At 70.0% G+C, this 14,680-nt stretch carries 13 protein-coding genes; 7 read left to right on the plus strand and 6 right to left on the minus strand.

All coding sequences use genetic code 11. From position 1 onward, the window contains the following. Position 1 precedes the first annotated feature (1 nt). Both QWY76_RS04110 and QWY76_RS04115 read right to left on the minus strand, forming a co-directional pair. Positions 2-3,142, minus strand: coding sequence for an efflux RND transporter permease subunit (locus QWY76_RS04110; RefSeq protein ID WP_290309835.1), 3,141 nt, complete (start codon positions 3,140-3,142; stop codon positions 2-4). Next, positions 3,139-4,368, minus strand: coding sequence for an efflux RND transporter periplasmic adaptor subunit (locus tag QWY76_RS04115; RefSeq protein ID WP_290309836.1), 1,230 nt, complete (start codon positions 4,366-4,368; stop codon positions 3,139-3,141). Before QWY76_RS04115 ends, QWY76_RS04110 begins: the two co-directional genes overlap by 4 nt. Positions 4,369-4,519: 151 nt before the next feature. On the opposite strand from QWY76_RS04115, the gene QWY76_RS04120 reads away from it, so the two are divergent. Together QWY76_RS04120 and QWY76_RS04125 are read left to right on the plus strand one after the other, a co-directional pair. Next, the gene (locus tag QWY76_RS04120; RefSeq protein ID WP_290309837.1) at positions 4,520-5,791 is read left to right on the plus strand and encodes an ATP-binding protein; all 1,272 of its coding nucleotides are present in this window, start codon (positions 4,520-4,522) and stop codon (positions 5,789-5,791) included. 33 nt (positions 5,792-5,824) lie between these two features. Then, on the plus strand, positions 5,825-6,364 hold the full coding sequence (locus QWY76_RS04125) for a response regulator transcription factor (RefSeq protein ID WP_290309838.1): 540 nt from the start codon (positions 5,825-5,827) through the stop codon (positions 6,362-6,364). 160 nt (positions 6,365-6,524) lie between these two features. Here QWY76_RS04125 and QWY76_RS04130 read toward each other — a convergent pair whose 3' ends face one another. Then, a complete protein-coding gene (locus QWY76_RS04130) occupies positions 6,525-7,295 on the minus strand; it encodes a 3-hydroxybutyrate dehydrogenase (protein WP_290309839.1) in 771 nt (256 codons plus the stop codon). 69 nt (positions 7,296-7,364) lie between these two features. Then, positions 7,365-7,787, minus strand: coding sequence for a [NiFe]-hydrogenase assembly chaperone HybE (gene hybE / locus QWY76_RS04135; RefSeq protein WP_290309840.1), 423 nt, complete (start codon positions 7,785-7,787; stop codon positions 7,365-7,367). 113 nt (positions 7,788-7,900) lie between these two features. Here hybE and QWY76_RS04140 point away from each other — a divergent pair, with 113 nt between their 5' ends. From QWY76_RS04140 to QWY76_RS04150, 3 genes are all read left to right on the plus strand, one after another. Further along, the gene (locus QWY76_RS04140) at positions 7,901-8,722 is read left to right on the plus strand and encodes an inositol monophosphatase family protein (RefSeq protein ID WP_290309841.1); all 822 of its coding nucleotides are present in this window, start codon (positions 7,901-7,903) and stop codon (positions 8,720-8,722) included. 131 nt (positions 8,723-8,853) lie between these two features. Continuing rightward, complete coding sequence (locus QWY76_RS04145) at positions 8,854-9,123, plus strand: GrxA family glutaredoxin (RefSeq protein ID WP_290309842.1); 270 nt, start codon at positions 8,854-8,856, stop codon at positions 9,121-9,123. A gap of 148 nt (positions 9,124-9,271) precedes the next feature. Further along, entirely contained in the window at positions 9,272-10,039 is a 768-nt protein-coding gene (locus tag QWY76_RS04150; RefSeq protein ID WP_290309843.1) for a VOC family protein, read from the plus strand. 167 nt (positions 10,040-10,206) lie between these two features. On the opposite strand, the gene QWY76_RS04155 is transcribed toward QWY76_RS04150, so the two are convergent. Together QWY76_RS04155 and QWY76_RS04160 are read right to left on the minus strand one after the other, a co-directional pair. Beyond that, complete coding sequence (locus tag QWY76_RS04155; protein ID WP_290309844.1) at positions 10,207-10,869, minus strand: CoA transferase subunit B; 663 nt, start codon at positions 10,867-10,869, stop codon at positions 10,207-10,209. A gap of 69 nt (positions 10,870-10,938) precedes the next feature. Further along, entirely contained in the window at positions 10,939-11,640 is a 702-nt protein-coding gene (locus QWY76_RS04160) for a CoA transferase subunit A (RefSeq protein WP_290309845.1), read from the minus strand. A 139-nt stretch (positions 11,641-11,779) separates the two neighbouring features. On the opposite strand from QWY76_RS04160, the gene QWY76_RS04165 reads away from it, so the two are divergent. Then, the gene (locus QWY76_RS04165) at positions 11,780-12,682 is read left to right on the plus strand and encodes a LysR family transcriptional regulator (RefSeq protein WP_290309846.1); all 903 of its coding nucleotides are present in this window, start codon (positions 11,780-11,782) and stop codon (positions 12,680-12,682) included. A gap of 30 nt (positions 12,683-12,712) precedes the next feature. After that, entirely contained in the window at positions 12,713-14,662 is a 1,950-nt protein-coding gene (locus tag QWY76_RS04170) for an acetoacetate--CoA ligase (RefSeq protein ID WP_290309847.1), read from the plus strand. Positions 14,663-14,680 lie beyond the last annotated feature (18 nt).

Consider the following 14,680-nt stretch of genomic DNA (forward strand, 5'->3'; position numbering starts at 1 on the left):
GTCAGGCGGTGTCCTGGCCAACGCCCTGCACCGGCCCCGCCGGATGGCGCCCCAGGCGCGAGCGCAGGTGCTCCAGGTAGCTGAGCAGCACCGGGATCACCGCCAGCACCAGCAGGGTCGAGAGCCCCAGGCCGAAGGCGATGGACACGGCCATGGGGATCAGGAACTGCGCCTGCAGCGAGGTCTCGAAGAGCAGCGGCGTGAGGCCGCCGATGGTGGTCAGCGAGGTCAGCAGCACCGCCCTCACCCGCTGCACCACCGCCTCGTTGAGGGCCGCATCGATGGCCAGCCCCTGGCGACGCTGCTGGCGATAGAAGGCCACCAGGATGATGGCGTTGTTGACCACGATGCCCGACAGGCCGAACAGGCCAAACAGCGAGAGCATGGTCAGGTTGAGCCCCAGCAGCCAGTGCCCCAGCAGGGCGCCGACCAGCGCCAGCGGGATGATCGCCATGACGATCAGCGGCAGGCTCCAGGAGGCGAAGACCCAGGCCAGCACCACGTACATCAGGGCCAGCCCCACCACCAGCCCCATGCGCATGTCGGCGAAGGTCTCCCGCTGGTCGGCGGAGCGCCCCTCGAAGCTGTAGCGCACGCCGTGGTCGCGCATCAGCGCCGGCAGCACCGAGGCCTCCAGCCCGGCGAGCACGCGATCGACGCTGTTGATCTCGCTGTCGACCTCCGCGGTGACCTCCACCGCCAGCCGGCCGTCGGCATGGCGCAACGCCTCGAAGCCCTGGCGATGGTCCAGGCTCATGACCTGGTCCAGCGGCACGAAGCGCCCGTCCGGGGTGCGGATCGTCAGCCGCGCCAGGGTCTCCAGGCGCTCGCGCTGCTGGCGAGGCAGCAGCACCCGCACCTCGACCTCGTCGGGGCCGTCCTGGAAGACCTGCACCAGGCGGCCGTCGAAGGCGGCGCGCAGCTGGCGGCCCAGTTCCCGGGTGGTCAGGCCCAGGGCCTCGCCGCGGGGGCTGACCCGGTAGATCAGCTGCTCCCGGCCCCAGGGCATGTCGTCCTCGGTGTCGTAGACCCCGGGCAACTCCACCAGCGAGCGCGCCAGTGACTGGGCCGCACGCTTGAGCGCCTCCGCCGATTCCCCGGTCAGGCGCACATTGACGTCCTTGCCGGGTGGCCCGGCGGCGCGCTCGGTGATGGTCAGGGTCTCCAGCCCCGCCGGCAGCGCCAGCCGCTGCCGCCAGGCGCGGATGAACTCGGCGTTGCGCACGTCGCGGTCGTCGGAGGGCGTGAGCTCGACCATCAGCGAGCCCAGGTTGTCGCCGGCGCGGGAGGCCTCGCCGCCGGCCAGGGTCGCCCCGTGGCGGGTCACCACGTGCTGCACCAGCCCGCCGCCCAGGGCCGCCTCGGTGGCCTCGAGGCTCGCCTCCATCTGCGCCAGCAGCCGGTCGACCCGGTCCCGGTCGGTGCCGGCGACGAAGCTGGCGTTGGCGTAGAGCACGTTGGGTTCCGGCGTAGGGAAGAAGTTGAAGGCCAGCCGCCCACCCATCAGCAGCCCCAGGGTGAACAGCACCACGGCCACCGCCGCGGCCAGGGTCGAGGCCCGGTGGCGCAGGGTCAGCGCCGAGAAGCGCCGGAAGGGCCCGTCGCGGAAGGCGTCGAAGGCGGCCTCGAAGCGCTCCCGGGGCCGCGCCAGCCGGCCGGCACGGCGCCCCCGGCCCGGCACGAAGGCGTTGCGCAGGTGGGCGGGCAGCACCACGAAGCACTCCAGCAGCGAGGCGACCAGCACGCAGATCATCACCACCGGGATATCGCCGAGGATGTTGCCGATCACCCCGCCCACCAGCAGCAGCGGCATGAAGGCCGCCACGGTGGTCAACGACGAGGCCAGCACCGGCCAGACCATGCGCCGGGCGGCCCCCTCGGAGGCATGCCGGGGCGCCTCGCCCTGGCGGAAGTGGGCATCGGCATCCTCGCCGACCACGATGGCATCGTCGACGATCACCCCCAGCGCCATGATCAGCGCGAACAGCGAGATCATGTTCACCGAGCCACCGATCACCCAGAACACCGCCATGGCCCCGAGGAAGGCCGTGGGGATGCCGATGGCCACCCACAGCGCCACCCTGGCCGGCAGGAAGAGGTAGAGCAGCCCGAGCACCAGCACCAGCCCCCCCAGGCCGTTGCTGATCAGCAGCCCGATGCGCTCGGCGATCAGCCGCCAGGTCTCGTCGTGGACCTCGAGCCGGACCGAGGGCGGCAGTTGCGGGCGGGTCTCGTCGAGCCAGCGCCGCAGGGTCTCGGCGGCCGCCAGGGAGTTGCCGTTCTCGGCCCGTTGCAGCTGCAGCTCCACCGCCGGCCCCCCATCCTGGCTGAGGGTGACCTGGGCGTCGCGGGATTCCCGACGGATGGTGGCGATGTCGCCCAGCCGCAACTGGACCCGGTCGCTGCTGAGGATCGGCAGCTCAGCGAAGCCCGCGGCACTGCGGCGCTGCTCCACGGAGCGCAGCTCGCGGGCGCTGTCCTGCTGGCCGAGCAGCCCCGCGGGCAGGTCCCGGGACATCACGTCGATGCGCTCGGCGATCTCGTCGAGACTGAGCTGCAGGCCCTGCAGACGCGCCACCGGCACCTCGATGCTGATCTGCTGCTCGGGGAGTCCCTGGGTCTCGACCCGGTCGATGCCGGCCTGCAGCAGGGCGTCCTCGAAGCGATTGGCCAGCTGGCGTAGCTCCCGCTCGGAGACCTCGCCGTGCACCAGCAGGCGAGCCACCGGTTCGTAGCGCGCCACCCGGCTGACCCGGGGCGGCTCGGCGTCCGCCGGCAGGTTGGTGAAGTCGTCGACCTGCTGGCGGACGTCGTCGAGGGCCAGCACCGGATCGGCGCCTTCCTGGAACTCGAGGGTGATGCTGGACACCCCCTGGGCCGAGGTGGAGGTCATGCGCTTGAGCCCGTCGAGGCTGCGCAGGCGCTGCTCCAGGGGGATCGTCACGCCCTGCTCGACGTCCTCGGCGGCGGCCCCGGTCCACAGGGTGCGCACGCTGATGATGTCGAGGGCGAAGCTCGGGAAGAACTGGATGTTCATCCGCGCCAGCCCCAGGGCCCCGCCCAGCAGCATCACCAGCATGACCAGGTTGGCGGCCACGCGATGATGGACGAAGAAGCCGATCGTCCCCCGGCGACCGCTCATGCCCCCTCCCCGGCGGACTCGCGCTCGACCTTGAGGCCCTGGACGGCATTGGGCAGGTGGGTGGTGATCACCCGCTGCCCGTCGGCCAGGGCCGCGCCGGCCACCAGCACCCAGCTCTCGCCGTCGGGGCCGGGCACCTGGCCGTGGCGGGTCACCACGAGGCGGCGCATGCGCCCGTCGGCGTCCATCAGGTAGAGCACATCGTCGCCGTAGAGGGCGCTGGCCGGCACGGCCAGGGTACCCTCGGCGACCGGGCGCTCGAGGCGCACGTCCACCAGGCTGCCGGGACGCAGGCCCGCGCTGTCGCCGGCGAGGCGCAGGATCGCCTCGACGCCGGCGGGATCGCTCTCGCCGGCCAGGCCGCTGAGCACGAAGCGGGCGCCCTCCCCGCGGGCCACCAGGCGCTGGCCCTCGGCCAGCGCCTGCGCCAGCTCGGCCTGGTAGGCCCGCGGAATGGTGGCGCGGAGTTCCAGGCCCTCCCGCGGGTAGACCGACAGCAGCTCGGCCCCCTCGCTGACCCGCTCCCCGGGGGCCGCGGCGAGACCGGTGACGACGCCGTCGAAGGGGGCGATGACCCGGGCGCGCTCGGCATCCCGGCGCGCCTCGGCCAGCCCGGCGCGCGCCTCGGCGAGCCCCGCCTCGAGGCGCTTGAGGCGGGCCGGGTGCTCGGCGATGCTGCCCTCCCGGGCATTGACCGTGACCCGCGCCCGCGCCAGGGCATCCCGGGCCTCGTCGAGGACCGCCTGGGAGGCCAGGTTACGCGACACCAGGGAGCGGTTGCGCTCGAGCTGGCGCCGGGCGTTGTCCAGCAGCTCGCGCTCGCGCACCAGGGCGGCCTGGTCGCGGTCGTGGCGAATGCGCTCGGCGGCGATCTGCGCCTCGAGATCCGCGACCCGGGCCTCGGCACGCGCCACCGGGGGGCCGGTATCGGCATCGTCGAGGGCGACCAGTAGCTCGCCCGCGGCGACGCGCTGGCCCTCGCGCACCGGACGCTCGGCCACCCGGGCGGTGAGCGGTGCGGTGACCGTCACCCGCTCCGGGGCCGTGATCTCGCCGTACAGGGGCAACACCGGCACCCGGTCGGCGAGCCTCACGGTCAGGGTCTCGACCCGCCAGCTGCGCTCCTGGGGCGTCACCGTGGCCGGCTCGGGCCGGGTCACCCTCAGCCCCACGAAGGCCGCCACGCCCAGGGCGAGAATCAACAGCGGGATCAGCAGTCTTCGCATCGAACGACGCCCATCGGCAAGAATTCGCAACCTCCAATATACAGGCTGGGCCCGCCACGGACAGCCGGGCGACACATCGCCGCGGAGCCGGAGAGGCATCGTACCGGGGCAATCGGTTATCATCGCGGCACCGACCGCCCGCGGAGTCCCCATGCAAGCCGCCCTGCCCCTGCCGCTGTCCACCCCCAACCGCAACCTGGTGCGCCTGACCATCGTGCGCGGGATCACCTGGACGGGGTTCCTGGCCGGCATCATCATCGGCGTCGAGGGGCTTGGCTTCGCCCTGGACCTCCCCGCGGTGATCGGCGTGATCCTGGTGATGGGCCTGATCAACGTCGCCACCTGGTGGCGCCTGGGGCGTCCCCGCGCGGTCACCCACCGGGAGTACCTGAGCCACCTGCTCGCCGACGTGGCCGGGCTGACCCTGCTGTTCTACTTCACCGGCGGCTCCACCAACCCCTTCATCAACTACTACCTGGTGCCGGTGACCATCGCCGCCGCCACCCTGCCCTGGCGCCATGCCTGGACCATCGCCGCCGCGGCCATGGCCGGCTACAGCTTCCTGATGTTCGTCTACCATCCGGTGCCGCGGCTCGGCATGCCCCACGCCGAGACCACCATCAACCTGCATACCCTGGGCATGTGGCTGAACTTCGCGCTGTCCGCCGGCCTGGTGACCTTCTTCCTCTACAAGATGGCCCGGGCCCTGCGCAGCCGGGAGCAGGCGCTGTCGCGCACCCGGGAGGCGGTGCTGCGCAACGAGCAGGTGCTCGCCGTGGCCACCCAGGCCGCCGGCACCGCCCACGAACTGGGCACCCCGCTGTCGACCATGGCCGTGCTGCTCAAGGAGATGCGCCAGGACGCCCGGGGCGACATCCAGCTGGAGAGCGACATCGACCTGCTGCGCCAGCAGGTCGATATCTGCAAGTCGCGCCTGCGCCACCTGGTGGACAACGCCGATCGTCGCCGCATGGCCCAGCCCGAGGTTCGCGAGGCCGGCGACTGGCTCGCCGCCGTGGTGCAGCGCTGGCTGGTGCTGCGCCCGGACGTGGCGCATCGCCTCGAGATCGCCGCAAGGCGAGGCCAGCCCCGGCTGGCGGTGGACGCCACCCTCGACCAGGCGCTGACCAACCTGCTCAACAATGCCGCCGACGCCAACCCCGACGACATCACCATCCAGCTCGACTGGAACGACGAGGAGGTGGTGATCGACATCCGTGACCATGGTCCCGGGGTGGCGCTGTCCATCGCCGACCAGCTGGGCGACACCTTCGTCTCCACCAAGAGCAAGGGGCTCGGCATCGGCCTGTTCCTGACCCATGCCACCATCAATCGCTTCGGCGGCGGCGTTCGCCTGTACAATCATCCCGAGGGCGGCACCCTGACCGAGGTGACCCTGCCCCGCAGCGACCCCGCGGCCTGAGCCGCCCGGTCAACGATTCCCCGCGAGGATGCCATGCAAGACATCGCCCAACGCCTGCTGATCATCGACGACGACGAGATGTTCTGCCATGTGCTGCATCGCGCCATGAGCCGGCGCGGCTTCGAGGTCCTGGTGGCCCATGACGGCGTCGAGGCCCTTTCCCTGGCCCGCCAGCACCAGCCGGAGCTGGCCACCCTGGACCTCAAGCTGGAGCAGGAATCGGGGCTCAAGCTGCTGCCGGAGCTGCTGGAGCTGGCCCCGGACTGCCGGGTGGTGGTGCTGACCGGCTACTCGAGCATCGCCACGGCGGTGGAGGCCATCAAGCTCGGCGCGGTGAACTACCTGTGCAAGCCGGCGGACGCCGACGAGGTGCTGGCCGCCCTGGCCAGGGAGGAGGGCGACCCGGAGGCGGAGGTGGCGGACCACCCGCCCTCGATCAACCGCCTGACCTGGGAACACATCCAGAAGGTGCTGCAGGAACACGACGGCAACATCTCCGCCACCGCCAGGGCGCTGGGCATGCACCGCCGCACCCTGCAGCGCAAGCTGCAGAAGCGCCCGGTAAGGCGATAAAGCTGGAAGCTGGAAGCTGGAAAGCAGCGAGTGGTCGCCAGAGCCCGAGTCAAGGGGGGTCTTCAAGCTTCCAGCTTGCGGCCGCGAAGCGGGCGATCTTACAGCTCCGGGCGAAGCCCGGCTCTTCCAGGCGCAACGCGCCACTCTTCCCGCTTGACGCTTATTGCGCCGTCCACCCCAGGTCGATGTTCCAGCTGGCGCCGGTGACCGCCCCGGCGGCGTCCGAGGCCAGGTAGCCGACCAACGCGGCCACCTCGGCGGGATCGATCAGCCGCTTGACCGCGGCGTTCTTGAGCATGATCTGCTCGATCACCTCCCGCTCCTCCATGCCGTGCAGCCTGGCCTGGTCGGCGATCTGGTTGTCGACCAGCGGCGTCTTCACGTAGGCGGGGCAGATCGCATTGGCGGTGATGCCCTGGCTGCCGCCCTCCAGCGCGGCGGTCTTGGTCAGGCCGATCATGCCGTGCTTGGCGCTGATGTAGGCGGCCTTGCCCGGCGAGGCCACCTGGGCATGCACCGAGGCGACGTTGACGATACGCCCCCAGCCTCCCTCGCGCATCGAGGGCCAGGCCGCCTGGGTCAGCAGGAAGGGCGCGGTCAGCATCAGGTCGATGATGCGGCGCCACTGGTCCTCGGGGAAGTCCTCGATGGACGAGACGTGCTGGATGCCGGCGTTGTTGACCAGGATATCCAGGTGGCCGAAGCGCTTCAGCGCCTCCTGGACCGCCGCCTTGCAGGCCGCGCCATCGGTCAGGTCGGCCTGGAAGAACACGGCCCCGGCCCGCTCGGCGAGCTCCTGGCCGGCGGGATTGAAGTCCACGGCCAACACCTGGTGGCCCTGCTCGCAGAAGTGGCGTACCACGGCCTCGCCGATGCCGCTGCTGGTCCCGGTGACCAGGGCGACGCGGGGGGTAGGGGCAGTTGCGGTCATGTCGACTCCTTGAGGATTGCCGGGAGGTGGGCCCGTCCAGCATAAGGGCCAGCCACGCACAGCACCAGTTCAGGGCGGCGTCATGACCCTTTCCATCAATCGCTGGGCCAGGCGGCTGCCCTCCTGCAGCGAGCCGACATCGGACAGGTCATCGAGCAGTTCGCAGACCCACAGCCCGGGCTGTGCCTCGAGGACCAGGGGACGGAACGGATAGACCCCGGAGGGCAGGGTCACCCGCCGCAGGGCCTCGGCCGCGGGGGGCGGCTCGTCCTGGAGCGGCACCAGCGCCAGCGACAGCGACAGCGGCGTGATCAGCGCGCCGAGCAGCACCTCGCGCCCCGCCGCCAGGGCATGGGGCTGAAAGCACAGCGCATCCACGCCCAGCCGGGGGTTGTAGCGCGTCTCGGCCTTGGCCGCCCTGAGATACGCCCGTTCCCAGGCCCGGGCCAGCTGCTGCAGCCGGGCATATTGTTCGGCTGTCAATGCCTGCATGTCATCCTCCGGAGACTATCGGGGCGACAGTATAGGGGCTCGGCCCGGCATTCGGCAGGGACCAGGCGAACTGCTAGCATGAAGGCGTCCTTCCCCCTGCCCGAGGAGCCGTCATGAGCCCCGAGAACCGCCTCGAGATCGCCGTCGACATCGCCCGCCACGCCGGGCGCCTGATCGCCGAGGCCCGCGAGGAAGGCGGCATCGCGCACCGCTTCAAGAATGGCCAGGAGCTGGTGACCGATACCGACGTCGAGGTGGACACCTATATCGGTGAGCGACTGGCGGCGAGCTTCCCCGACGAGCACCGCCTGAGCGAGGAGCTGGCCCCCGACCGCGAGGCCCTCGAACACACCCAGGACATGTGGGTGGTGGACCCCATCGACGGCACCGTGAACTTCGCCCATGGCTTGCGCCACGTGGCCGTCTCCATCGGCTGGGTGAGCGGCGGACATCTCAAGCTCGGGGTGGTCCACGCGCCCTTCCTCGACGAGACCTTCACGGCCCTGGACGGCCGCGGCGCCTGGTGCAACGGCGAGCCGATCCAGGCCAGCCGCACCCGTCACCTGGAACGCAGCCTGGTGGGGACCGGCTTCCCCTACCGGCGCGACAGCCGCCCGCCGCTGATGCGCCGGCTGATGGCCGTGCTCACCCACTGCCAGGACGTGCGGCGCAACGGCTCGGCGGCCCTCGACCTCTGCGACGTGGCCTGCGGGCGCCTCGATGCCTACTACGAGAGCGTCTCGCCCTGGGACTTCGCCGCCGGCCTGCTGATCGCCCGGGAGGCCGGGGCCCGCACCGGCCATCTCTATCCCGGTCCCGGCGGCATCCCCGAGGAGCTCTACGGCGAGAACCTGCTGGTCACCAGCCCCGCCCTCTTTGACGAGCTCGGCAACCTGCTGCGCCGCGCCGATGCCAGCGAGCTGGAACCCTTCTGAGGCCCGGCCGATAGTCCCTTGTAATGACCCCATCAGGCCTCGCCTATTGGCCAAATCCGCTGCGCTCGTTCACAATGTCGCCAGTTTTTTACCGACCCCTTTCACGCATCCACGGATGCAAGGAGTAGTTGATGTTCGTCGTTATCTTCGGTCGCCCCGCCTGCCCGTTCTGCGTGCGCGCCAAGGCACTCGCCGAGAAGCTCGAAGGCGCCGGCGCCATCCAGGGCTTCCGTTACGTGGATATCCACGAGGAAGGCATCACCAAGGCCGATATGGAGAAGACCATCGGCAAGCCGGTCGAGACCGTGCCGCAGATCTTCGTCGACCAGGCCCATGTCGGTGGCTTCACCGAGTTCGACCAGTACGCCCGCGACCAGGAGTGGCTGACCGCCAGCGTCTGAGCCTCCGGCGCCACGTCCCGAGAACCGCCTACGGGCGGTTTTCGCGTTTCGGGACCCGGCATTCTGCCTCGTTGAATCTGCCCACACCCCCGCCGCTTACACTGCGTAGAGGCAGCGCACAGGGCACCAGTACAGAGGGCAAGGCAGGATGCAACGTGACGAGTTCGTTCAGCAGCTATGGCTGGATTATGTCCACCACCACCCGGATATTGGCGGGCTGCGGCTGTGGCCGGTGGAGAGCCCACCGGAATATCTGGCCCTGCTGACCTTCAATCATGGCCCCTGGTCGATGGAGGCGCTGCTGCCGACCCTGGTGCGCTTCGGCTACCGCCCGGTGCAGCGCTACGCCATGGCCGACCGCGGACTGCTGGTGACGCTGCTGGCCGCCCCCGACGAGGGCGCCTGGCTGGTGCTCGCCGAGCTGCAGCTCGGCACCCTCTCGAGACATCCCCGGGCGGCCCTGGAGCAACTGGTGGCACAGGCTCCGCCCGAGGCGACCCGAGGCCAGAACCTGCTGTGTCGCGCCCGGCCCTGGCCGATGCCCGACTGGGCCAGTTACCAGACCCTCGCGGCCGCCCATCCGCTGGCCGGCTGGCTGGCGGTGATGGGGCCCCGGCTGCATCACCCGGGTTTCGACTGCGGACGCCTCGGCGAGGACATCGGCCGGCTGGACGCCCGCCTGCGCGACAGTGGCCTGACCGGTAACGCCGACCGACACCATGGCGTCTTGCCGATTTCCCCCCTGCTGGACTACCGCTTCTACCCGACGCAGCCCCGTCGGCTGGCCTTCGCCGAGGGCGATGAGCATCGGCTGTCCCTGGGCGGGCTGGCGCTCGTCCAGAAGCAGGTCAGTGCCAACCAGGAGCGCACCGTCGAGCTGCTGCTCCCCCACCATACCCGCTGCGAGCTCAGCTGAGCGGACCATCCACAGATTCTGTGGATAACGCTGTGCACCGGGGACGGACAAGCGTCCGGGACCGGCCTGGCAGCGGGGTATCGCTTGGGATGGTCATCTTTTCGACATCTCGACACGCCTCGGCCCGGACACGGAGTCCGGGCCGAGGCGAGACGAGACGAGCCTCGTCAGTCGGCGAAGGTCATCTCCGGCACGTGATCCGGCACGATCAGCTTGCCGGCCGTCTTCTCGACGATCTCCTCGACGGACACGCCCGGGGCGCGCTCCTTGAGCACGAAGGCACCGTTCTCGATCTCCAGGTAGGCGAGGTCGGTGAGCACCCGGTTGATGCAGCCGGCACCGGTGAGCGGCAGGTTGCACTGCTCCAGCAGCTTGGACTCGCCGTGCTTGGAGGCGTGGGTCATGGTGCAGATGATGTTCTCGGCTCCCGCCACCAGGTCCATGGCGCCGCCCATGCCCTTGATCAGCTTGCCCGGGATCATCCAGGAGGCGATGTTGCCGTGCTGGTCGACCTCGAAGGCGCCCAGCACGGTGAGATCCACGTGGCCGCCACGGATCATGGCGAAGGACTCCGCCGAGGAGAAGATCGCCGCGCCCGGCCGGGCGGTGACCGTCTGCTTGCCGGCGTTGATCATGTCCGGATCCACCTCCTCCTCGGTGGGGAAGCGCCCCATGCCGAGCAGGCCGTTCTCGGACTGCAGCATCACGTCGATGTCGTCCGGGACATGGTTGGCGACGAGGGTGGGAATGCCGATGCCCAGGTTGACGTAGAAGCCGTCTTCGAGTTCGCGCGCCACGCGCATTGCCATCTGTTCGCGAGTCAGTGCCATCTTGTTGCCTCTTGTCTCTGGTGGGAGAAGCCGCCGGCCGGTGGCCGGCCGCGGGGTCGCGTGCCGCGCTCAGCCCTGGTGGACGGTGCGCTTCTCGATGCGCTTCTCGAAACTGCCCTGGATGATGCGATCGACGTAGATGCCCGGGGTGTGGATCTGATCCGGTGCGAGTTCGCCGGGCTCGACGATCTCCTCGACCTCGACCACGGTGATCCTGCCCGCGGTGGCGGCCAGCGGGTTGAAGTTCTGGGCGGTGTCGCGATAGACGACGTTGCCGTAGCGGTCGGCCTTCCAGCCCTTGACGATGGCGAAGTCCCCCACCACGGATTCCTCGAGGATATAGTGCCGGCCAGCGAACTCGCGGACCTCCTTGCCCTCGCCGATGGGGGTGCCGTAACCGGTGGCGGTGTAGAAGGCGGGAATCCCGGCGCCGCCCGCCCGCATCTTCTCGGCCAGGGTGCCCTGCGGGGTCAGCACCACCTCGATCTCGCCTTCCAGCATCTGCTGCTCGAAGAGCGCGTTCTCGCCCACATAGGAGGCATGGATGGTGCCGATCTGGCGGTCTTCCAGCAGCAGGCCCAGGCCGAAGCCGTCGACGCCGCAGTTGTTGGAGTAGACGGTCAGGCCCTTGACGCCCCGCCGCTTGATCTCGGCGATCAGGTTCTCGGGGATCCCGCACAGCCCGAAGCCACCGGCGATGACGGTCATACCGCTCTCGATGCCGGCCATCGCCTCTTCATAGGAATGCACACGCTTGTCGAATCCGGCCATATCGCTGCCTCAGATGGTTGGAGGATGGTTGTTATCGCGGTCCTGGCAGTGTCGCGGCAGGCAATATATTTGTTAAGTTTGTTTTTCTTATCGATTATTTTATATTTCATATCAATCGACGCCGCCGCGGAGGCCACCCATGACCGTCAAGCAACTCCGGGCCTTCCTCGCCGTGGCCCAGACCCTGAGCTTCACCCAGGCCTGCGAGCGGCTCCACCTCTCCCAGCCGGCCCTCAGCCTGACCATCAAGGGCCTGGAAGAAAGCCTGGGCGGACGACTGCTGACCCGCAGCACCCGCAGCGTGCGACTGACCCCGGAAGGCGAGTCCCTGGTCCCGCTGGCCAAGCGCCTGCTGGCCGACTGGGACAACACCGAGGAGCTGTTGCGCCAGCGCTTCACCCTGCGCCTGGGCCGCGTCGCCGTGGCCGCCATGCCGTCCTTCGCCGGCAGCCTGCTGCCCGACGTGCTGATGGCCTTCCGCCGGCGCTATCCGCGCATCAACGTGACCGTCCACGACGTCATCAACGAGCAGGTCATCGACATGGTCCACCAGGGACGCGTCGAGCTGGGCATCGCCTTCGAGCCCGAGGCCGCCCAGTCACTGCACTTCGCCCCGCTGTACCTGGACCGCTTCGTCGCCGTGGTCCCGGCCGGCTCGCCACTGGCGGCGCGCACGGCGATCGACTGGCCGGCCCTGCTGACCCAGGACTTCATCACCCTGCAGCGCCCCTCCATGGTCCGCCGGCTCCTCGAGCAGCAGCTGCGCCTGCAGGGGATCGAGCTGCCGGTGGCCTTCGAGAGCCATCAGCTCGCCACCGTCGGGCGCATGGTCGCCAGCGGTCTCGGTGTCAGTGCCGTCCCCTCGCTGTGTATCCACCAGATGCACGAACTCGGCGCGCGCTGCCTGCCGCTGCACGCGCCGATCATCGAGCGGGCGGTGGGCATCCTCTCGCCCAGCGCCGATGACCTCTCGGTGGCCGCCCAGGCCCTGCGCGAGGTGCTGCAGGAAAGCGTGTCGACCCCGGTGCTAAGCTCTGGGTAGACATCGCGGCACGGCGCGGGAGGGAAGCGTATGGCCACCCCAGTCTGGCAACCGTCCCCCGAGGCCATTGCGGCCACCCAGATGACGGACCTGATGCGCCGCATCGAGGACGCCCATGGCGATACCCTGGGCGACTACGGGGCCCTGCACGCCTGGAGCCTCGCCCACCCCGAGGCCTTCTGGTCGCTGCTGTGGCAGACCTTCGATATCGTCGCCGAGCACCGCGGCGAACGGGTGCTGGTCGATCCCGAGGCGATGCCCGGCGCCCGCTGGTTCCCGGACGCCCGGCTGAATTTCGCCGCCAACCTGCTGCGCCGCCGGGACGACCACCCGGCCCTGCTCGCCCTGGACGAACGCGGCCGGCGGCGTACCCTGAGCTACGGCGAGCTGTATCGACAGGTGGCGCGCCTGGCCGCGGCGCTGCGTGCCAGCGGCGTGACGCGCGGCGAGCGGGTCGCCGGCCTGGTGCCCAATGCGGAGCAGGCGGTGATCGCCATGCTGGCCACCGCCAGCCTCGGCGCGGTCTGGTCCTCCTGCTCACCCGACTTCGGCGTCCAGGGGGTACTCGACCGCTTCGGCCAGATCGCGCCCAGGGTACTGATCGCCGCCGATGGCTACACCTGGAACGGCAAGGCGATCGATATCCGCCCGCGGCTGGCGCGGGTCGCCGAGGCGCTCGAGGGCCTGGCGGCCGTGGTGGTCTTCCCCTTCCTCGACGACCGACCCGAGCTCGCTGACATCCCGGGCGCGGTGGCCTGGGACGACTTCCTGGCCGAAGACGCGGACACCCTGGCCTTCGCTTCGCTGCCCTTCGACCAGCCGCTGTATATCCTCTACTCCTCGGGCACCACCGGCACGCCCAAGTGCATCGTCCACGCCGCCGGCGGCACCCTGCTCCAGCACCTCAAGGAGCATCGCCTGCATACCGATCTGGGCGCGGACGATGTCTTCTTCTACTACACCACCTGCGGCTGGATGATGTGGAACTGGCTGGTCTCGGGACTCGCCAGCGGCGCCACCCTGGTGCTGTTCGACGGCGCCCCCTTCGCGCCGTCACCCGATGCCCTCTGGGCGATGGCCGAACGCGAGGGGGTGACGGTGTTCGGCACCAGCGCCCGGTATCTCGCGGCCTGCGAGAAGGAAGGCCTCGCCCCGGGCCGGGATCACGACCTCTCCCGGCTGCGCGCGGTGCTCTCCACCGGCTCGGCGCTGGCCCATGAGTCCTTCGACTATGTATATCGCGACATCCAGACCGACCTGCTGCTCGCCTCCATCTCCGGTGGCACCGACATCGTCTCCTGCTTCGCCCTGGGCTGCCCGATCCGCCCCGTCTACCGCGGACAGCTGCAGTGCCGCGGGCTGGGCATGGCGGTGGACGTCCTCGACGACGACGGCCGGCCGCTGCGCGAAGCGAAGGGCGAGCTGGTCTGCACCCGGCCGTTCCCGGCGATGCCCCTCGGCTTCTGGAACGATCCCGATGGCCGGCGCTATCACGACGCCTACTTCGCCACTTATCCCGGCATCTGGGCCCATGGCGATCTCGCCGAGATCACCGCGGAGGACGGCCTGATCATCCACGGACGCTCCGACGCCGTGCTCAACCCCGGCGGGGTGCGCATCGGCACCGCCGAGATCTACCGCCAGGTGGAGAAGGTCGAGGAGGTTCTCGAGTCGCTGTGCATCGGTCAGCAGTGGCAGGACGATGTGCGGGTGGTACTCTTCGTGCGCCTGCGCGAGGGGCTGACCCTGGACGACGCCCTGCGCCAGAGCATCCGCGACACCATCCGTGCCAACGCCACGCCACGGCACGTGCCGGCGAAGATCCTCCAGGTCGACGACCTGCCGCGCACCCGCTCGGGCAAGCTCGTCGAGCTGGCCGTGCGCAGCGTCGTCCACGGACAGCCGGTGAAGAACCGCGAGGCGCTCGCCAACCCCGAGGCCCTGGAGGCGTTCCGGGACCTCCCCGAGCTGCAGCGCTGAGCCCCCGACGGGGGGCCT

This window comes from Halomonas maura, from assembly GCF_030409305.1.
In the GTDB taxonomy this organism is placed as follows: Bacteria; Pseudomonadota; Gammaproteobacteria; order Pseudomonadales; family Halomonadaceae; genus Halomonas; species Halomonas maura.

Coding starts and splice junctions, on each gene's coding strand:
- QWY76_RS04110 (WP_290309835.1), bottom strand. CDS start 3,142: ATGAGCGGTCGCCGGGGGACGATCGGCTTCTTCGTCCATCATCGCGTG.
- QWY76_RS04115 (WP_290309836.1), bottom strand. CDS start 4,368: ATGCGAAGACTGCTGATCCCGCTGTTGATTCTCGCCCTGGGCGTGGCG.
- QWY76_RS04120 (WP_290309837.1), top strand. CDS start 4,520: ATGCAAGCCGCCCTGCCCCTGCCGCTGTCCACCCCCAACCGCAACCTG.
- QWY76_RS04125 (WP_290309838.1), top strand. CDS start 5,825: ATGCAAGACATCGCCCAACGCCTGCTGATCATCGACGACGACGAGATG.
- QWY76_RS04130 (WP_290309839.1), bottom strand. CDS start 7,295: ATGACCGCAACTGCCCCTACCCCCCGCGTCGCCCTGGTCACCGGGACC.
- hybE (WP_290309840.1), bottom strand. CDS start 7,787: ATGCAGGCATTGACAGCCGAACAATATGCCCGGCTGCAGCAGCTGGCC.
- QWY76_RS04140 (WP_290309841.1), top strand. CDS start 7,901: ATGAGCCCCGAGAACCGCCTCGAGATCGCCGTCGACATCGCCCGCCAC.
- QWY76_RS04145 (WP_290309842.1), top strand. CDS start 8,854: ATGTTCGTCGTTATCTTCGGTCGCCCCGCCTGCCCGTTCTGCGTGCGC.
- QWY76_RS04150 (WP_290309843.1), top strand. CDS start 9,272: ATGCAACGTGACGAGTTCGTTCAGCAGCTATGGCTGGATTATGTCCAC.
- QWY76_RS04155 (WP_290309844.1), bottom strand. CDS start 10,869: ATGGCACTGACTCGCGAACAGATGGCAATGCGCGTGGCGCGCGAACTC.
- QWY76_RS04160 (WP_290309845.1), bottom strand. CDS start 11,640: ATGGCCGGATTCGACAAGCGTGTGCATTCCTATGAAGAGGCGATGGCC.
- QWY76_RS04165 (WP_290309846.1), top strand. CDS start 11,780: ATGACCGTCAAGCAACTCCGGGCCTTCCTCGCCGTGGCCCAGACCCTG.
- QWY76_RS04170 (WP_290309847.1), top strand. CDS start 12,713: ATGGCCACCCCAGTCTGGCAACCGTCCCCCGAGGCCATTGCGGCCACC.